Origin of the sequence: Natranaeroarchaeum aerophilus, assembly GCF_023638055.1 — an archaeon.
GTDB lineage: Archaea > Halobacteriota > Halobacteria > Halobacteriales > Natronoarchaeaceae > Natranaeroarchaeum > Natranaeroarchaeum aerophilum.
On sequence record NZ_JAKRVY010000001.1, the window covers coordinates 1 to 18,941 of the forward strand.

General features: G+C 61.8%; 20 protein-coding genes and 1 pseudogene. 2 read left to right on the top strand and 19 right to left on the bottom strand.

Annotated elements, in window-relative coordinates:
- The first annotated feature begins 415 nt into the window (after nt 1-415).
- The gene (locus tag AArcSt11_RS00005; protein WP_250593570.1) at nt 416-2,623 is read left to right on the top strand and encodes an ATP-binding protein; all 2,208 of its coding nucleotides are present in this window, start codon (nt 416-418) and stop codon (nt 2,621-2,623) included.
- A complete protein-coding gene (locus tag AArcSt11_RS00010) occupies nt 2,620-3,246 on the top strand; it encodes a Pvc16 family protein (protein ID WP_250593571.1) in 627 nt (208 codons plus the stop codon). The genes AArcSt11_RS00005 and AArcSt11_RS00010 overlap by 4 nt, the downstream gene beginning before the upstream one ends.
- A 7-nt stretch (nt 3,247-3,253) precedes the next feature.
- On the opposite strand, the gene cis5 is transcribed toward AArcSt11_RS00010, so the two are convergent.
- From cis5 to AArcSt11_RS00105, 19 genes and pseudogenes are all read right to left on the bottom strand, one after another.
- Nucleotides 3,254-3,706 carry a CIS5 family contractile injection system inner tube adaptor gene (gene cis5, locus AArcSt11_RS00015; protein ID WP_250593572.1) on the bottom strand — a complete coding sequence of 151 codons (453 nt, stop codon included), beginning with the start codon at nt 3,704-3,706 and terminating at the stop codon, nt 3,254-3,256.
- A gap of 39 nt (nt 3,707-3,745) precedes the next feature.
- A complete protein-coding gene (locus AArcSt11_RS00020) occupies nt 3,746-3,988 on the bottom strand; it encodes a DUF6760 family protein (RefSeq protein ID WP_250593573.1) in 243 nt (80 codons plus the stop codon).
- A complete protein-coding gene (locus tag AArcSt11_RS00025) occupies nt 3,985-4,515 on the bottom strand; it encodes a hypothetical protein (protein ID WP_250593574.1) in 531 nt (176 codons plus the stop codon). Before AArcSt11_RS00025 ends, AArcSt11_RS00020 begins: the two co-directional genes overlap by 4 nt.
- Nucleotides 4,512-4,673, bottom strand: a complete 162-nt coding sequence (locus AArcSt11_RS00030) for a hypothetical protein (protein ID WP_250593575.1) — start codon at nt 4,671-4,673, stop codon at nt 4,512-4,514. Before AArcSt11_RS00030 ends, AArcSt11_RS00025 begins: the two co-directional genes overlap by 4 nt.
- A 4-nt stretch (nt 4,674-4,677) precedes the next feature.
- A complete protein-coding gene (gene cis1, locus AArcSt11_RS00035) occupies nt 4,678-5,130 on the bottom strand; it encodes a CIS1 family contractile injection system inner tube protein (RefSeq protein ID WP_250593576.1) in 453 nt (150 codons plus the stop codon).
- A gap of 54 nt (nt 5,131-5,184) precedes the next feature.
- Nucleotides 5,185-6,918, bottom strand: a complete 1,734-nt coding sequence (locus tag AArcSt11_RS00040) for a phage tail sheath family protein (RefSeq protein ID WP_250593577.1) — start codon at nt 6,916-6,918, stop codon at nt 5,185-5,187.
- Between the two features lie 368 nt (nt 6,919-7,286).
- Nucleotides 7,287-8,228: a DUF7958 family protein gene (locus tag AArcSt11_RS00045; protein ID WP_250593578.1), complete on the bottom strand. Its 942-nt coding sequence runs from the start codon at nt 8,226-8,228 to the stop codon at nt 7,287-7,289.
- Nucleotides 8,229-8,230: 2 nt separating this feature from the next.
- Complete coding sequence (locus tag AArcSt11_RS00050; protein WP_250593579.1) at nt 8,231-8,764, bottom strand: hypothetical protein; 534 nt, start codon at nt 8,762-8,764, stop codon at nt 8,231-8,233.
- Between the two features lie 27 nt (nt 8,765-8,791).
- Entirely contained in the window at nt 8,792-9,778 is a 987-nt protein-coding gene (locus AArcSt11_RS00055) for a DUF7958 family protein (RefSeq protein ID WP_250593580.1), read from the bottom strand.
- A gap of 2 nt (nt 9,779-9,780) precedes the next feature.
- The gene (locus AArcSt11_RS00060; protein ID WP_250593581.1) at nt 9,781-11,082 is read right to left on the bottom strand and encodes an eCIS core domain-containing protein; all 1,302 of its coding nucleotides are present in this window, start codon (nt 11,080-11,082) and stop codon (nt 9,781-9,783) included.
- A gap of 412 nt (nt 11,083-11,494) precedes the next feature.
- On the bottom strand, nt 11,495-11,983 hold the full coding sequence (locus tag AArcSt11_RS00065) for a type II toxin-antitoxin system VapC family toxin (RefSeq protein WP_250593582.1): 489 nt from the start codon (nt 11,981-11,983) through the stop codon (nt 11,495-11,497).
- On the bottom strand, nt 11,983-12,186 hold the full coding sequence (locus tag AArcSt11_RS00070) for a hypothetical protein (protein ID WP_250593583.1): 204 nt from the start codon (nt 12,184-12,186) through the stop codon (nt 11,983-11,985). Before AArcSt11_RS00070 ends, AArcSt11_RS00065 begins: the two co-directional genes overlap by 1 nt.
- 110 nt (nt 12,187-12,296) lie before the next feature.
- Nucleotides 12,297-12,476: pseudogene (locus AArcSt11_RS00075) on the bottom strand (DUF4157 domain-containing protein); the annotation flags it as partial.
- 33 nt (nt 12,477-12,509) lie between these two features.
- Nucleotides 12,510-13,466: a DUF7958 family protein gene (locus AArcSt11_RS00080; protein ID WP_250593585.1), complete on the bottom strand. Its 957-nt coding sequence runs from the start codon at nt 13,464-13,466 to the stop codon at nt 12,510-12,512.
- A 2-nt stretch (nt 13,467-13,468) separates the two neighbouring features.
- Complete coding sequence (locus AArcSt11_RS00085) at nt 13,469-14,413, bottom strand: eCIS core domain-containing protein (protein WP_250593586.1); 945 nt, start codon at nt 14,411-14,413, stop codon at nt 13,469-13,471.
- Between the two features lie 86 nt (nt 14,414-14,499).
- Nucleotides 14,500-15,477: a DUF7958 family protein gene (locus AArcSt11_RS00090; protein ID WP_250593587.1), complete on the bottom strand. Its 978-nt coding sequence runs from the start codon at nt 15,475-15,477 to the stop codon at nt 14,500-14,502.
- Nucleotides 15,474-16,433, bottom strand: coding sequence for an eCIS core domain-containing protein (locus AArcSt11_RS00095; protein ID WP_434803483.1), 960 nt, complete (start codon nt 16,431-16,433; stop codon nt 15,474-15,476). Before AArcSt11_RS00095 ends, AArcSt11_RS00090 begins: the two co-directional genes overlap by 4 nt.
- Nucleotides 16,434-16,491: 58 nt before the next feature.
- On the bottom strand, nt 16,492-17,475 hold the full coding sequence (locus AArcSt11_RS00100) for a DUF7958 family protein (RefSeq protein WP_250593588.1): 984 nt from the start codon (nt 17,473-17,475) through the stop codon (nt 16,492-16,494).
- Between the two features lie 2 nt (nt 17,476-17,477).
- Entirely contained in the window at nt 17,478-18,524 is a 1,047-nt protein-coding gene (locus tag AArcSt11_RS00105) for an eCIS core domain-containing protein (protein ID WP_353617682.1), read from the bottom strand.
- Between the last annotated feature and the right edge of the window lie 417 nt (nt 18,525-18,941).

The following is an 18,941-nucleotide window of genomic DNA, read 5'->3' on the forward strand; positions in this document are numbered from 1 at the left end:
TGCTGCCTCAAGCGTCCGCGGCTGGGTGTCCGGTGCGCCGCCAGCCTGGTCCGTCTCGTGCTGGTGGACCCGGAACCCACTCGAGGACGTCGCGTCCTCGTCGTTCGAGCGAGAGGTTTTGAAACCCATGTGTTGTGCTTGTCTCTCAATTTTCACGTCAATGCATATAATTATTGGCTTTTGAGGACGTATACAACGTCGTTGCGGGTTGGATACGTTGCCGTTGTGGTGGCGCTATTGCCCGTCTACGGCGCTCTGGGGATTCCATCATATCGATTGGTCCACGGCCTGGCGAACGTGGTCCGAGAACGAAGCAACTGAACTCGATACGAGACTATCTCCACGATCAACGCTGGTCGCGACACAAATATTCAAAGAGAAACATCTATAATTCTAACTGTAGAAAGAAAGAGAAATGTCTGACTCCTCGGAAGCTGCCTTTCAGTCGAGTCGAGCGCATCTACTCGTCGAACTCGACCGTATTCGGACGATGGTCGAGGCAGCCGCGACGGTCGAAGACGACGAAGACGAGCCGTCGTCAGCAACACCGCAGGACTCCGGGGAGGAGGAACCGGACGCCAGTCACCACGCGAAGCTGCCACTCGTGCTTCCCGAGACCGACCGCGAGAGCGTACACGACCTGACCGAAGATATCGAGACGCGCTGTGATGCCACCGACGACGTTACCCTCCGCGTGCGGCGGCTCGCGGACGGCTTCGACCTCTCGCGCCGTGCCCTCGACGTTCTTCTGCTCGCGGTCGCCCCGACGGTCGACGACTCCATCGAAACTACCTACAAACGACTGCAGGGGGATCAGATGCTCAGTCGACCGACCGTGGGCCTCGTCGAATCTCTGTTCGGGCACACGACCGAAGAGCAACTGGCTGCTGGCGAACTGCTCGCGAGTTCGTCGCCGCTCCGCGCCCACGGACTCGTCAGTCTCGGCGATCCATCCAACACCAACCTGAGCGTCCGTGATCGACCGATCACCGTCGACGAACGCATCGTCGAGTATCTCAAAGGCTACGATGGACTCCACCAGGCGCTGGTGAACGGCCTCCAGGACCATCCGCCCGACGTGCTCGAGGAGCCAGTGGCAATCGAGGCCCCGGGAACCTCGCTGGACGAACTACTGGTCGACGACGACCTGCGTGACCAGCTTGCGACCATCCGGGACGCCGACGAGCACGGGCGGCGCGTCTACTTCCACGGGCCCACTGGTTCAGGAATCCATCGCGCCGTCGACGCCTGCAGCGGTAGTACCAGCGACACCTGCCTCCGGGCGGACCTCTCGTCGGTGCTGGAGGCCGACGCCCTCGACGCCCTCGTCCGCGAAGCCATCCTCCAGAACGTCCCGGTACACCTGGCCGGCGCCGACGTGGCGATCGGCCCACAGCGACGCGTCGACACCTCCCTGGAGGCGGTCGTCCGACGCTTCGACGCACTCGACCGGGATCTCTACATTACGGGCACGCGCGAGTGGACGCCAACCGGTTCCACGGACGCCCTCGTCGACGCGCTCGTCGAGTTCGACCGACCGACGATCACCCAGCGCCGGGAGTTCTGGCACGACCAGCTGGACCAGCTCGGAATCGAGGCCGACGCCGAGGCGCTGGCCAGCGCGTTCGACCTGACCCAGGGACAGCTCGAAGCTGCCGTGGCGACCGCACGCGCTCTCGCAGGAGCCGACGAACTCACCGCCGAACACGTCCGCGCGGGCTGTCGCGCCCAGTCCTCGGACGCCCTCGACGACCTCGCCCAGCACGTCGAACCGACGAAGACGTGGGCAGACATCGAACTCGAGGAGACGACCGAGCGGCAGTTGCGAACCCTCGAGGCCCACATCACCAGCCGCGGTCGCATCTACGACGACTGGGGCTTTCGCGAGCGCGAGGGCAACGCCGGCGTCGTCGCCCTGTTCAAGGGGCTGCCGGGCACCGGCAAGACGATGGCCGCCGAGGTGCTCGCCAGTGCCGTCGGGATGGACATCTACAAGATCGACCTCTCGAGCGTCGTCTCGAAGTACATCGGCGAAACCGAGGAGAATCTCGAGCGGATCTTCGAGGCCGCAGAACAGTCCAACACCATCCTGCTGTTCGACGAGGCCGACTCCATCTTCGGCGACCGCGCCGAAGTCTCCGACGCGACCGACCGCTACGCCAACGTCGAGGTCAACTACCTCCTCCAGCGGATCGAAACCTACGACGGCATCGTCGTCCTGACGACCAACTACGCGAAGAACATGGACACCGCCTTCGCCCGCCGGATCACACACTCGATCCACTTCGACCGACCCGATCCGGACGCGCGGGCCGCCATCTGGGCGGGCGCGTTCCCCGACGAAACGCCCGTCGAGGACCTCGACACGGAGTGGCTCTCCGGATTCGATTTCAGCGGCGGCGACATCGCCAAGCTCGCCAAACACATCGCCATCGACGCCGCCGAACGAGACGTCGATGCCATCACCCAGCCGCTGGTCGTCCAGTCCATCGAGCAGTACAAACGCGACCGCGACGAGCCCATCCGCGAAGACGACTTCGAGCCCTACATCGAGCACCTCGCCGGCGAGACCGAACGCGAACGCAAACGCACGTTGCACGAGCGACGCCGGGGTGACCGATGACCTTCGCCGCCATCACCGACGTCAGCACGTTGCTGGTCGACGTGCTCCGCGAGCGTGCGGACCCGGAGTGGCATCCCATCGATCCCGACGCGATCGCCGTCGCCGCACCGGACGAGGTCGACGACCTGTCGAACGTCCAGCTGTTGGTCTACCCCTATCGCGTGGAGCAGGACAACAGCGCCGGCTCCGTCTCTCCCACGATCGAGGACACGACTCGTTTCGATCCGCCGCTGGCCGTGAGCGTTCGCTACCTCGTGGTGCCCCAGCACTCCGGCGACGGGGGCGATGGCTCCACGGGAAGCGATGGGGTCACGATGGCCGACAGGACGGACACGCTCGGCGCCACGCTCCAGCTCTTTCACGATATCGGCCAGATCGATCCGGCCGAGGCGTCCACCCCGCTCCGGCAGGATGCACCGTTGACCGTCCGGATCGTCGACGAGCCGCTCGAGGACCTGTTCTCGCTGTGGTCACAGCTCGGCGACGTCTCCTACCAGCCGGCGGCGACGATCGAGGTCTCGCCCGTCCTGATCCCGTCGCTGAACGAGGAGACGTTCACGCGGGTCGAAGAACGAGAAACGGACGTCGGCCGACACGCGCCGGGGGACGACGAGGACGAGTGAGCCGGGACTACTCGGGGAGCCCGGAGATCGTCTCGAACCGCTCGTAGGTCAGCTCGATCGTCTCGATGGCCATCCGCCGGTCGGCGCTGATGAGGTCCGGGCCCTGCCACCGCGTCGGGAAGGCGTCGGTGAACTCCCAGCCCCAGACGCTCTCGCCCTGGAAGTCCTCCTTGAGCGTGATCACGACGTCCTTGCGAACGATCTGACCGCTCATGACGTCCTGGATCCAGCGCCAGAAGGAGGCGTCCTCGGTCATCCCCCGCTGGAGGACCAGGTTCGCGTGGGAGAACGTCCCCGGAAGCGAGTGGACGTGGTCGTTCACGCCGCCCTCCTGGTAGGGAATCGTCTCGAGCTGCATCGTGAGCCCGGATACTTCCGAAAAGCCCGCGACGGGCTCGTCGTCGATCTGCACCTCGAAGTTGAACTGTGAGTACGGCGATTGGGTATCGGATTGTGACATCTGTCGTGCGTGCTGGGTTGATAGGTTCGGTCGTCGTCCTTACACGTCCTCGAGCGAGTTCTGGATCACGCCGTCCCCACCCAGAATGCTGCCGGTGTCAGGGTCGGGGTCGGCGGTGTCCTCGCCTCCGTTCATGCGGTCGTTGATCGCGCTGACCTCCTCACACCACCGGTGACGTTCCCAGTGGGGCATCCCGAGAGCCTCGTCGCGGCTCCAGCCGAAGTGATAGGCGACGAACGCGACCTCCTCGAAGAGCGTCTCGCGATCGTAGAGGCTGATCACTCGGCGGAATTTCCCGCGGGAACATCACCCGTTGCTTCCTGGTCGTCTGCCGACTCCGGTGGTTCGGAACGATCCCCGGCCGGATTGAACTCGCCGCCGATCGCTCCGTCCTCACCGGCATCTAGCGCCACGGCATCATCGTCCTCCGGACGCAGCGGGGCACCCGATGCAACGTCCACGTCGAACAGCTGCCCACACTCCGGACAGCCGGATTCGACGACGTTTCGTCCGGTGTTGTTGATTCGTTCGTACATGGCCTGCAGATACTCGAGATCGGCCACGAACAGGTTCTCGATGACGGACCTATCGACCGTCTCGAGCGTGCCTAGATCCGTGACGACCCGTGCGAGTAGTGTGATTGTCAGGTACGACTGGTTCGACTGCACTTTCGGATCCTGTAACGGCTGGATCTCGTCTGCCGCCGTCGCCAGTCGCATACGACCCTCCTTGTGCATGGTCCCGTCGTCTTCGACGAACCCACGCGGGAGGGTGAATTCGAACTCTGTTTGCAGTGCCTGATCGGTCATTGGTTAGAGCAATTCACGTACGTAACTGAAACGCTGTCCACGGGAGCGGCGCTGCGGCCGACGTGGAGGTAGCCCTCGCTGTCGAGCCGCCAGTGGTCGCCATAGCGAGTTCGTTCGAGCGAGTAGGTGTGCTCGCCCGAAGCGGGATCGTTGCTCATGTGATTAGACCGACTTGCGCTCCATCTCCTCGAACTCGACGGTGTACGTCTCGACTGCGATGGCCTCGGCACCGCCACCAGCCTGCGCATTCAGCGTCGGCGCCTCGTACTCGCGGATCCAGGCATTGCTGAACTCATAGCGAAGCTTGGATTCGCCGGACATGTCCTTGAGCACGACGGCAATCTCCTTACGCGCTTCCTCTTCGTCGCCTTCTTTAACGGCTTTGTGCCAGTTGTCGAGTTGTTCGTTCTTCTCGTCGGCACCGCGTGCCAGCTGCAGCGGAGAGTAGTGGACATCACCGAACAGCTTTCGGTTGTGTTTGGTGTCGTCACCTTCGCGGTAGTCGTACTCGTCGACCTCTTGTGACGGTAACTTCACCTCGAGGAAGCCTGGTACGTCGACGCCGTCGAGCTCTACTTTGAATTCGGTGCTTCCGAGGGGTCCATGTTCAGACATGATTTTATGTTTTTATTTGTTGTTTGAAGTTGTTTTTCAGTCGGTGCAAGTAAGCTACGCATCCCCAGTGTCTTGAGCTATTCGGAAGATCACGAACTCGGCGGGCTTGACCGGGGCGATTCCGATCTCGATGATCAGGCGTCCGTTGTCTATATCGTCCTGAGTCATCGTGTCCTCGCCACAGCGGACGAAGAACGCCTCGTCCTGGGTCGATCCCTGTAGCCCACCGTTGCGCCAGACGGTCTTCAGGAAGTTCTCCGTCGACTGGCGGATGCGCGCCCACAGATCCTTATCGTTTGGCTCGAAGACGGCCCACTGCGTGCCCTCCTCGAGAGACTGCTCGATGTACAGGAACAGTCGCCGAACGTTGATGTACTTCCACTCGGGGTCGCTCGAACAGGTCCGAGCACCCCAGACGCGGGTCCCGCGACCCTGGAAGCTGCGCAGACAGTTGATCCCCTTCGGGTTGAGAATATCCTGTTCGCCCTTGGTGAGGGTGCGCTGTAGTCCCTGAATGCCGCGAATGACTTCGTTCGCGGGCGCTTTGTGCACGCCGTGGTCGATGTCGCTCCGCGAGTAGATCCCCGCGATGTGTCCGCCCGGCGGCGCGAGCTTCTCCCGGTTGGTCACTGGATCCAGAACCTCGACCCAGGGATAGTAGTACGCTGCGTACGACGAGTCGACGGGCGTTTCCATCTCCTGGGTCGGACCAGGGTTCTGTGGCGCTTGCAGGATGGCGAATCGATCGCCCATGTTCTCACAGTGTGCGACGAGTGAGTCCGTCAACCCGGTCACGTCGTTTTCGTCCGGGGCACAGACGAGCGAGACCTCGTCGATGGCTTCGAAGGCCGCGAGACCGGTACGCATCCCGGGTTTGTCGACACCTTCGTAGTCGCTCAGGGACACCTCGTCGTCGGTGTCCGTCTTCTCCGAGGGGTCCGTGACGATCTCGAGGTCGATCTCCTGCTCACCGTCTCTGATCTCCTCGAGTTCGTCGATGAACTCCTCGGAGTCGGGGTCGGCATCGATGTCGATCGGCTCGGCGATATCGGCGAGTTCGTCCTTGCCGAGCTCCTCGAGGTTCTCCGGAATGTGAAGGACCTCTTTTTCGACGGCGCCACCGTCGGGCAAGAGGACGCCACCATCCGTCATCACCTCGTGGTTGTCTCGGCTCAACCAGACCAGCCCGTTCGTGGGGCGGCCGTCGTCGAGATACTCGACGTTGACCAGCACTGAACTCGAGAGCTGCTTCTCGTAGAAGTGACTGGACTGGGGGTCAGCCGTGAGCCCCTCGTACACCTCTTCGACGTCCGGCGACGGTTCCGGACGATCCGAATCGGGATCCATGACGTCGGCGCGATCGCACGACCAGTATCGGACGATCATGTCGAACTGGTCGGGATGCTGGGCGTCGCGGACGATGACCGCGACGTTCGAGCCCCAGTCCCCGGGACCGTTGGCCTCGAGTTCGAGAACCTCGGTCTTGTCCTCGTCGACGAGCGTCCGCGTCGCCACGTCGTTCGGGTCGGCGGCTGTCACGCGCGCGACGTAACATTTGCTACCGCCGTTTTTGAAGAACCCGTCGACGGCGACGTCAAGGACCGAGCCTTTCGGACTCGAACCGTAGATGCGCTCGAATTCGGTGTAACTGGTGACGAGTTGCGGTTCGACCGGCCCCCGGACCGTTTCGCCCAGAAAGCCAGCGACACTCGTGCTGACGCCTTCAACTGATTTACTGCCGGTGCTTTGCTCCTCTACGTAGACACCGGGTGCCTGATATTCCGGCATTTATTTCCTCCGTTATTCTCCTCATTACATGCCTATGCTGGTTACCTATTATGTGTTATGGTTCGAAAATTATGAGGGGCAGGTACATTGATTCGTCGTGGGCGCGGTGCGCGGCCGGAATCTATCCGCAGACGGTCGCTTTCCGGTGGTTTGATAGGTTCGCGACCAGCGGTTCCTCGCCCGGAAAGCCCAGGCGACCATCGCGTCGGCCTCGCGTTCCAGTTGTGGATCCGGACTGATCTCCATGGCCACCTCGGCCTTGGGCATCATATCCTGCTCGCTTCGCTCGCAGGATCGACCGCAGGCGGTGGTGGGCGGTGTGTCCGTGAGCGCAGAAGCGCTCGCTGGGGAGGGAGAGGAAGTGGGGTTCACTGTTCGAGGTGCGTGCCGAGTTTTGGGAGCCGGTACCCCTCGACGGGCGAATCAGTGTAGTGGACGGGCTCGTAGCAACCGAGATGTTCGCTACGGACAGTCTGGCGGTACTTGCCCAGTCCGAGCACACGAACGCCTTCAGGTGGTTCCAGGCCCATACGGAGATAGCAGTCCCGGACCTGGCAGAGCAGGTGATGGACCACGAGCGTCTGGAACCCCTCGGGCGGAAGGTACTCCTTCCAGGGCGGATCGATCGGCGACAGCTCGAGGCGAGCATCCGGTGAGACGTGATCGGGATAGAAGGGAGGATTCTCGACTTCGTCGGTGTGTGTCTGGTAGAGCGTGCCCAGCTCGGACGTATTGACGATAGAGAAGTCCGCAAGATCGAGCGACTCGACCGCATCACCGAGCTGGTCGAACAGTGCGCCCGGATCAGTCTCCTCCGCCAGCGACTGTTCCAGCGCCTCACACTCCTCGGTCGTCAACACGTCCACCAGATCGACGTCCAGCGAAACGTACTGCAAGTACACCGAGAGACCATCGGCCTTCTCCTCGACCGGCTCGACCACTGGCTCGACGTCGTCTTCGACCGTGCTCCGGAACTGCTGGTAGTACGCTCCGAAGTGCTCCTCGAACTCCTCCTGGGTGAGTCGATCGATCACTCCCGCCGTGAGCAGGATCGACTCCGGAATTTCCCACGCATCGAGCGTCTGGTACCCGCGTTCGCGGTAGACGTGATACCGCGCGAATCGGCGTGCCTGCGCATTGTGTTCGTTTTCGTTGTCGGTGCGGTTTGCGGCCTTGTCAGCATAGGCGTCGCATTGATGGAACTTGATTTCACCTTCAAAGTTCATCCCAACATGGTGCTCGGCCCCATTATTATCGACAATATCGACACCCAGCCCTTTGTCATCTTCTCCGACAATTTCAGCTTGCATTTTTAATCGCCTCCGTAGTTGTAGTCATCGTCGCCACCGTAATCGGCCCATTCAGGTTCGTATCCGAGGTGCTTGAGGATCTCGGCCAGGAACTCCTCTTGCCCAGCGGCGGCGAACGCCCGGCGCAGGACCTGTGGATCGAGTTGACCGTAGGCGTTTATTTTGCCGGCGACCCCAGCCGACAGGAGCGCTCCGGCAGAGCCGATCGTCATCGCCGTCTGCGGGTCCGACATCCCGACCTCGATCGCGACTGCCTGAACCGCCGCGGCAACACTGCCTGCAGCCATGCCACTTTTCGTCATCGATGCGAACAGTTCTCGAAACGAAAATCCTTCATCTTCGTCTTCTGCATCCTCCTCGAGCGTCTGCTCGGCTAGCGAACCGCCTGCCCCCGGTATCGGGGCACCGGCACCAGTCCGCTGAACGTGCACGTCCGTATACCACATCGAATCGAGGCCGATCTCGTCACCCTTGACGACGCGCTCGGCGACCTCGTCGGCCTCGCGCTCGGCCTGCGGATCCGGGTCGATCTCCATTGATCTAACGAATACCTCCGGCCCTCTTCACGCAGTAAGGTCGTCCAGCGCGTTTTCGTCCTGCCAGTCGTCGATGTCCGCGTGGTAGTTATAATACCGGGGATAGAAATCGTGGTGGGCGTACCAGCCGATGTTCTTGTAGAAGCCGGGCCCAGTCACACGGAACAGTTCCGGCGGTGCAACGCCCATCTCGACGTAGCAGTCACGGACCTGACAGCGCAGGTGGTGGACGAGTGCTTCCTGGAACTCATCCACAGATTCGAGCGCGAACATCTCGGCGATCATGTCCGGTCTGACGTCCGGTTCCCGCGATGGCACGGGCTGGTCCGTGTCGGCCGCTTGGACTTCGTCGTTGTCTCGTGACTTCTCCCAGCGAATCGTGACCGGACCGGTCGTCTCGATCAGTGTCTCGCCGACGTGTTCCGCTGCCTCCCCAAGGTCGACATCGAGCTCTGCCAGAACGCCCTGTAATTCAGCAATGGACATGGGCTCGGCGTCCGCACCGGTCGCTGCTTCCAGCTCTTCGTAGGCAGCAGTCCGGGTTAATGCTTCCATTCCCGCGATGAGCGATTCGTCGTGGTGCAGGTAGAGATCCTGACCAGCCCGCAGGAGGTCGCGATCTACCGTGGACGGAATGCTCAGAATAGGGTCTGCGGCGTTCTCGTGGCTCTGAAGCTGCTGGTGGAGGTCACCGAAGTACTGCTCGATTGTTGCTGGCGGGAGACTTGCCACGGCGAACATGGCGGCCGCGATCCGGTCGGGATTTCGCTGCGGCGGAAGCGTCTTGTAGCCCCGCTCCCGGTAGACGTAGAACCTGGCGAACTCCCGGGCCTGCTCGTTGTAGGCGTTCTCCGCCGTCGTTCGATTGGCCGGATTGTCAGCGTAGGCCTCGCACTGGTGAGCAGTAATCTTACCGTCCTTTTTTCGCACATCTAGAATGTGCTCAGCGCCATAATTGTCGCGGAGGTTCACTCCAACCAAATCCTCCGTTTCCCCAGTGATCACAGCTTTCATGTCTAAACGTGCCCTCCTTCACCAGCCACTGTTTCTCCTCCGTGCCCAGTACCAGAGATCCGTGCCTTGACCTTGTCCGCGATAGCATCGAGGTCAACCTCGGAGATGGCGGTCGTACCCTTCTGGTAAGCATCACCGTAGAGCGTCTTGCCGACGTCCGCCATGGCACCGCCAGCGATCGCGGCCGCCACCGGTCCCATTCCCATTGCAGCGACACCGAGACCAACGGTGCCACCGACGACGCCTTTGCCGGTGGCTTCACCGATCTTGTCGATCGCACTTCGGCCCTGTCCTTGCAAGGTACCGATAATCTGCTTTTGATTCTCGACGAGTGCGCCGACGGTCTCGCTGAGGTCTCCGCCATCCAGATCTATGAACTCCGACGCTTCGTTATCGGCATCGTCACTGGTCAGTGACTCTTTTACTGCCGACATGCCGCCAGAAAGTTTGCTTTTGACGGAGCGCTGAACGTGCACGTCAGCATTCCACATCGAGTCGATGCCGACTTGGTCGCCCTTGACGACGCGCTCGGCGACCTCGTCGGCCTCGCGCTCGGCCTGTGGGTCCGGGTCGATCTCCATGGCCACCTCGGCCTTGGGCATCATCGACATCGGCGCGTCCGGCTGCTGGAGGGTGTGGACGACCTCGTGGGCGATGAGGTGCTGTCCTTCCGGCGACCCGGGATCGTACTCGCCGGGACCGAACGCGATGTGGTTGCCGACGGTAAATGCGCGCGCGTTCACCTCTTCACACGCGTGCTGAGCCTTGGGCCCGGTGTGAACCTGGACGTGATCGAGTTCCCGCCCGAGGTTTTCCTCGAGATTGCTCTTGACGTCGGAATCGAGGTCGGTACCTGGAGAGGAGATCACGTCGCGGACGGTCTCGGAGACGCCGGACAGCCCGGTGTCGCCTGCCGGGCCGGTCTCGTGCTGGGCGGTCTTGCTGCGATAGAGTGACACTTCGTTGTCCTGGGCGATGGAATCCGGTACCGCCGCCGAGTGGTCGGCCTGCTGTTCGCGCACCGCGTCCATCTCTGCGGGCGAGCCCATCGACTCGACCGGCATCCCCTCGCTGGCCCACTGGCTCACGCGCGCAGCGCCGTACTGCTTTTCCCGGCGCATGAGCTGTTTGCGCCACTGCCGGGGATACTGCGGTGTGTCGTATTGCTCGTGGACTGACCCCGAGTGCTGACGCCCGCCGGCACGATCACCAGTGGTCGCATCCGAAGAATCCGACCGGAGCGCCGCCGACGAATGGTCGGACGCTGAATCGTCCGTGTTCTCCCTCGCAGATCGAAATGCCATCTTGGTACCACGTTAGTGCCACCCTATTATAATAATTGTTCTTATGTCCTCCCTACATATGTTTGTGCTCGATGTCTCGTAATTAATATGACGCCTCCGTGCATTGATGGTGTAAAATCGTCTTCACGCGCCCGGTCGCGGCCGGGGCGGGTGGACTGGTGGGCACCAATGACGAACGACACTGCCACGGCACGACTGCTCGACGAACTCGAACGGATCGAGACGATCGTCCAGCGGTGAGCGAGGACGGGAAAGGCAGTCGGACGGGCCTGATTCGGTCCTGTGCACCCTTCACGAGGAACTGGCCGTGCACTTGGCTCCACCGGACCGGGGACGCCGCGCATCTCTCCACGGCCCGCGTGGGACCGGCACCCATCCCACCGTCACGGCACCTTATGAACTAATTTACCATTCAACAGTCATTGTCTCTCCCATTCCCGAGCGAGATGCCAGCTAGTGGATCGTCCGCCGTCGGGTCGATCGTCTCCAGTCCGTGAGTGTCAGCGACGGAGATGAGATCATCGTCGGCACAGACGAACTGACACTCCAGGTCGGCATTCACCTCGAGGGCAGCGGCTAACTGCAAGCTATCGAGTGTTCTGAGATCATCTTCCAAGACGAGATCGAGTGCCTGTTCGAACCGGGTTTCGTCCAGTGCGACGATCGTGAACTCCTCGAGCGACTCACGAAAGAACACCGTTAGTAACCTGTCAACGTCCGAGCGCGACAGCGCGTCACGGTTTTGTTTGCGCCGCAACGCGGAAGCAAGCTCGACTATCGTCAGTGACGTGATGAGAACGGTCGAGTCGCTGGATTCGATTAAGTGATCGACGGTGTCGGTCCCCGGTTCCACAGCGTACCGCTTCGCGATAGCAGACGTGTCGAAAAACAGGTGAGTCATCACTCGAGCCGACCGTCTCGTCCCTCATCGACGAGCTCAGACAGCGACACGTCTGCACTCGTTTGTTCACGGACCTCGTACAGATCGACGGGATCGTCGTGGTCCGCAACGAACGCTTCCATCCGATTGCGTAGTGGTTCGAGCCGTGAACCTCGGATCGCTAGGCGACCCACCGATCCGATGTCGTCGTTCGCATCACTCATATCACTGTCTTAGATGGCAATGGCCAAATCCGTTGTGGTGACGATCATTCTCGAGAAGGCAACCGTCCCGTGTGTGGTCAAAAACGATCCGCGGTGAATCGTTGGTTCCCGTCGATCCCCATCCGATTGACGACCAGCGGTTCCTCGCCAGAGAGCGCCTGGGCAGCCATCTCGTCGGCCTCGCGCTCTAACTGCGGGTCAGGATCGATTTCCAACTCGACGCCCTCCTGGGGCATCATCGAGATTGCCGCCCCGCCGGTCTGTTGTTTGACGTGTGCGATCATGTTTGCGTTGATAGTGATCAATCCCTGGTCGAGAGGCACTCAGACCGGTGAGACGTACCCGGAGATGCGAGCGTCGTGATCCCAGTAGTCAGGGTAGAAGTCGAAGTCGCGGTACTTCGCCGAGTACTTGAACTTCCCCTGGCCCAGGACGCGATACTGCGCGGGTGGTTCGACACCCATGCTGACGAAACAGTCCCGGATCTGGCAGACCAGGTTGTGTCCGACGTGGCGGCGGAACTGCTCCCGGGTGAAGCCCATCGGCAACGTCTCGATCCGGGCGTCGGGCTCCCGATCGATCGGATCCTCGGCCTCGATGGTCCTGTAGCCGTCCGGCTCGCTGTACATGGTGTCGATCCCTGAGACGGTCTCTATCGTGAGATCGCTAAAGGAGACGTCGGGATCGAACTGCTCGGTCTGGTCGCTTCCGCCACCCAGCAGGGAGCGGGCTTTCGTGACCAGTCCCTGTCCCTGGGCGTCGACGAGTTCCTCGATCGTGTCTTCTCCGAGTGCCTCGACGGCCGGGCGCTGCAACTGTTCCTGAATGGCGTCGAGGTCCTCCTCGAGGTAGACGTTCTGCTTGTAGACGATGAACTCCTCGTCGTAGACCTCGTCGGGGATGTCGAGTACCGGGGTGAGGTCGTCTCGCTCGTGGCTGGCCATCTGCTGGTAGAGCGTATCGAAGTACTCGTCGAACTGCTCGTCCTCGAGGTCGAGGACGGCCATCAGGACGGCGGCGATCCGGTCGGGATTGTCGGGGTTTGGCACCGTGTCGTAGCCCTTCTCACGGTAGACGTGCCAGCGGGCGAAGCGACGGGCCTGGGAGAAACTTTCGTCTTCCTCGAAAGTGCGTTTCGATGGGTCGACTGGATAACTCTCTTCTCCGTGTTCTTGTATCACACCGTCTGGCTCGATCGCAAGAGCGTGTTCGACATCATTATTATCAAATACCTGGACTATGGTCACATCCCCATCTTTACCGAGAATCTCTCCCTTCATGTTCAACTTGCTCGCTCTTTGATCGAGCTGAGGAGGCCATCTCTTTCCTCTTCCTCGAACTGCTCTTCCTCGTCGGTCTCGTCCCCGAAGAACCGCTCTTTGGCCCGGTCCCAGAGCCCTTTCGCCCCTGCTCCCGCAGCGCCGACGCTGGCGGCCATGAGTGTTGCCGCCATCGCTGGCGCAGCCAGTTCTGGATTCATCGCCGTGTTCGCTAGCCCGTCCTGCATGGCGGGTTCCATTCCGGCCCGGCCAAGCGCTATCGCCCCTGCACCGAGCCCGGCACCGGCAATGCCAGCGGCCGTTTCACCCAACCCGCCGTGTACTTCGTCCTCAAGCGCTCCCAGACTCGATTTCGTGTCCTGGATCTCTTGCTGGTTCTCGGCAACGGTTTCCCGCAGGTTGGCGACCTCTTCGGTGAGATTGTCGAGTCCTTCGTAAGCCATCGACTCGCCCTTCGCCGCCCGCTGGATGTGCACGTCGGCGCCCATCCGATTGACGACCAGCGGTTCCTCGCCAGAGAGCGCCTGGGCAGCCATCTCGTCGGCCTCGCGCTCTAACTGCGGGTCAGGATCGATCTGCAGACCGCCCTCCTTGGGCATCATGCTGATCGCGGCGCCGCCGGTCTGTTGCTTGACGTGTGCGAGTTCGTGGGCTAGCAGGTACTGTCCCTCGGGCGACTCCGGATTATACTCGCCGGCGTTAAAGGCAATCTTGTTCCCGCACGTGAACGCGCGGGCGTCGATGGCCTCGCAGGCTTTGGTCGCGTCCGCGCCCGTGTGAATGCGCACGTCAGAGAAGTCCGCATCCATCCGGTCTTCGAGCGAGCGCTGAATGGAGCCCTCGAGGGGCATCCCCTCGCCGCCGACGACGTCGAGGACGGGTTCCGGGATGTCTTCGGGATCAGAAGTGGTCCCTTCAGTCGCCCGCTGGATGCGATGTTCTTCCATCTCCTTGGGCTTTCCCAGTATTTCGTGGTCTGGCCGCGGGGTGCATCCAGCGTCACGAGCCACGTGTGGACACACCCCCGTCATCGTCACACCGAGTTCGGTTCCAGGTGAGAGCCAATCTCCGGAAGCGAGTAGCCCTCGATGGCTTCGGTCGTCCCGTGGACCGGTTCGTACATCTCGAGATGTTCGTTGCGGACGGTCTGACGATACCGACCGAGGCCGAGTACCCGCAAGGGTTCTGGCGGTTCCAGTCCCATCTGGAGGTAGCAATCACGTGCCTGACACAGCAGATGGTGGACGACCAGTATCTGGAACTCCTCGGTCGAGAGGTACTGTTCGCCTGGCGTGCCAGTCGGCGAGAGTTCGAGCCGGGCGTCGGCTGGCCCGGGATGTGGATCGTCACCTTCCTGTTCGATCTCTTTGGTTTGGCCCTGATACAGCACGCCCACGTCGGAGACGCCAGCGATCGAGAGCTGGTCCGGATCGAGCGGTCGTCCCGAGAGCGCATCGGCAATCTCCTGGATGACTGCGTCGGGATCGGCGGTCGAATCGACCGTTCTCGTCAGTTCTGCGAGCGTCTCCTCGTCGAGGCGCTCCTCGAAATCGATGTCCAGGTGGACGTTCAGGAGGTACACACGGAGGCCAGCGACGTCATCCTCGGGGACATCCACGATGGGGTCGACGTCCGGCTCGACGACCGAGCGAAGTTGCTGGTGGTAATCTCCGAAGTGGACCTCGAACACTCGCGGCGACAACTGGGCGACGGCAGAGGCGACGACGACCAGCCACTCCGGGAGCTGCCGAGGCTCGATCGTCGGATAGCCGCGCTCGCGGAACACGTAGTACTTCGCGTATCGGCGGGCCTGTTCGTTATATTCGTTCTCTTGGGGCGTTCGGTCGGCAGCCTTGTCCGCGTACGCGTCGCATTGGTGGATATATATTTCACCGTGGGTATCCATTTCAATCCCGTGCTCCGCGCCATTATTGTCGACAACTCGGATACCAATTCGTGTCTCTCCCTGATCTGTGGTTCGCACGCCATCGATGGTTCCGGACACGCTCATCGGTAATCCTCCGCGGAGTATTTGCCCTCGTGATCGGAGACCTCAGCACCGAGCATGCTGAGAATCTGATCCAGCAGTTCTTCCTTGCCGGCCTTTTTAAACGCCGTGCGGAGCAGTTGGGGATCGACCTCTTTGTACAAGGCCTTGTATCCCTGAACGAGTCCGTAGGCGGCAGTCGACAGCCCGACGGCGGCCCCTGCGGTCTGGGGGTCTTGCATGCCGGCTTCGAGCAACCCCGCCTGGACGAGCACCTGGGCGGCTGCCGTCAACGAGCCACCGGCGGCGGCAGCTTTCAGCACACTCCAGAGATTGATCGTCTCCGACTCGTCGGCTTCCTCGACGAACTCGTCGTCGAAGCCATCCTCGTCGAAGCCATCCAGCGTTGCCTGCTTGTCCGCCCGCTGGATGTGCATCTCCGCCCCCATCCGGTTGACGACCAGCGGTTCCTCGCCCGAGAGCGCCTTCGCTGCGGCCTCATCCGCTTCACGCTCTAGCTGCGGGTCAGGATCGATCTGCAGGCCGCCCTCCTTGGGCATCATGCTGATCGCCGCACCGCCAGTCTGTTGCTTGACGTGTGCGAGTTCGTGGGCTAGCAGGTACTGTCCCTCGGGCGACTCCGGATTATACTCGCCGGAGTTAAAGGCGATCTTGTTCCCGCACGTGAACGCGCGGGCGTCGATCGCCTCGCACGCTTTGGTCGCGTCCGCGCCCGTGTGGATGCGCACGTCCGAGAAATCCGCATCCATCCGGTCCTCGAGCGAGCGCTGAATGGAGCTCTCGAGGCGCATGCCTTCACCGCCGACGACGTCGAGGGCGGGTTCCGGGATGTCTTCGGGGTCCGAAGTTGTTCCTTCGGTGGCCCGCTGGATGCGTAGCTCGTGCAGCCCACTCGCAGGTGTGTCTTTCTCGATGGGCGTCAGCGTCGGCAGCGTCGACAGACCAGCGGTAGTGATCACGGGCAATCGTACTTGATTCGTGAAGCGGTTACTGAACTCGAATATCTATGACGGACGTTCAGTAGTCGGTGACGGTGTCCCAGTCGATTGACGCCTCGTGATCGTGGATGTCCTGCAAGATGTCCATCCCTTGATATCGGACGGTCTCGACCGTCAGACCCGGGCCGGTCACCTGGACCGGCTCCGGTGGCGTCAACCCCATCCGAATGTAGCAATCGCGCACCTGACAGACGAGGTGGTGGATGAGGAACTCCTTGAACTCCGCGAGCGTCTCACAGTCGTTCGGGATGACCTGCAGGATGGCGTCTGCCGTCCCCTCCACGTCGGCTTCCTCGCCGCGACGTTCGTTGATGCCGTCGTGATAGAGCCAGACGGTGTGAACACCGGAGACGTCCTGGATGAGCCGGTCGGTATCGAACGAGTCGAGAAGTTCCGGCACGTCGTGTTCTTCGGCGACCGACCGGATCGCCTCGAACCCGTTCTGTGTGGCGGCCACCGAGCCACCATCGGTCGCCAACTGTTCGACATCGTCGAGATACTCGAGAATGGTCGCATCCTCGTCGCCGACGGCGTCGACCAGCGCCTGCTGGTCGTCCCGATCAAGGCCGAGGTAGACGTCCTGATTGTACTGGACGGATGCGCCAGCCGGTATCTCCTCCGGCAGGTCGAAGACCGGCTCGAGGTCGGTGTGGTGGCTTGCAGCCTGCTGGTGGAGGGTGCTGAAGTACTCGCCTAGTTGTTCGGGTGAGAGATCCGCCAGCACCAGCATCGTCATCGCTACCCGGTCCGGGTGGATTCCCTCCTCGACGGTGTCGTAACCCCGCGTCGCCGCGGCGTAGTACTGCGCGTACGCCCGGGCGTTATTCGTGTGGAGGTTCTCCGAGTTTGTTCGTTCAACTGGATCGTCCGGGTAGCCGTCTTGCTCGTGGTATTCGATCTGACCGCCTTGTTTCTCTAACGTCAAGTTGTGCTCAATACCTTTGTTGTCAACGACATCAACTGCGATGTACTGCTCGTCTTCTGTAGGAATTGTTGCCTCCATGGCTACCTCCCACCCGCAAGTGGGTCCTCACCCGCGACAGACCTATCGAATTCGAGTTTCTCTGCGAGTTTGCTCACGAACTCGCCGCGACTCGAGAGTTCGTCGGCAACGGCTCCCGCCGACGGCGCACCATAGCCCATGCCCTTCTTGGCCCCTTCGGTCATCATGGTGACTGCGCCAGCGCCGAGCGCACCAACGGCAAGCGCCGGGAGTGTCCCACTGGCGGTGCCAGCTGCCAGACCGAGCGAACCAATCGTAGCCGCTCCAAGCCCACCAATCGCCAAGTCACCGTGTTCCTTGGCCGTGTTCGCCGCCGCCTGGGCGCCCCGGCGGCCCTGATTTCCAAGGATGCGGGCGACGTTGCCAGCGCCTTCCTTCGTACTGCTGAGCTTGTCTTTGAGGGCGTTCCAGCCGTTCCGAAGTTTCCCTGGTTCCTGGGACTCCGAGGAGTCGGTTGAATCCTGCTGATTCTCCAGTGCCGTGACGCGCTCGGTAAGTTCCTTGACGGTCTCGGTCAGATCACCGTCGCCACCTCCAGTTGGAAGTTTGTCCCGAATGGACATCCGCTGGATGTGCACGTCGGCACCCATCCGATTGACCACCAGCGGTTCCTCACCCGACAGGGCCTGCGCTGCGGCCTCGTCGGCCTCGCGCTCTAACTGCGGGTCAGGATCGATCTGCAGGCCGCCCTCCTTGGGCATCATGCTGATCGCCGCGACGCCGGTCTGCTGTTTGACGTGCGCTAACTCGTGCGCGAGCAGGTACTGTCCCTCGGGCGACTCCGGATTATACTCGCCGGAATTGAACGCGATCTTGTTCCCACACGTGAACGCGCGGGCGTCGATGGCCTCGCACGCTTTGGTCGCGTCCGCGCCCGTGTGGATGCGGACGTCCGAGAAGTCCGCATCCATCCGGTCCTCGAGCGAGCGCTGAATGGAGCTCTCGAGGCGCATGCCTTCACCGCCGACGACGTCGAGGACGGGTTCCGGGATGTCTTCGGGGTCCGAAGTTGTTCCTTCGGTCGCCCGCTGGATGCGATGGTCTTCCATCTCCCGAGGCTTGCCCAGGTCTTCCGGCGGAACGCCCTCGTCGAGCCAGTCGTGCATGCGGCGACCGTATTTCTGCTCCTGCATCCGCAGCAGCGACAGCGTCTGGGCGTCCTCGACCTCGACGCCGTAGTGATCCGTTGCTGCCTCAAGCGTCCGCGGCTGGGTGTCCGGTGCGCCGCCAGCCTGGTCCGTCACGTGCTGGTGGGCCTGGAACCCACTCGAGGACATCGCGTCCTCGTCGTTCGAGCGAGAGGTTTTGAAACCCATGTGTTGTGCTTGTCGGTTGTTTTTCACGTGTGTGCATATAATTATTGGCATCTGTGGATGTACAGAAGTCGGTGGGCGCCGTGGTATTCGGCAGTTCGACACCACACAGTGTCGCCGGGGAAGACCGCTCCCGGCCATCACTCCGCGGAC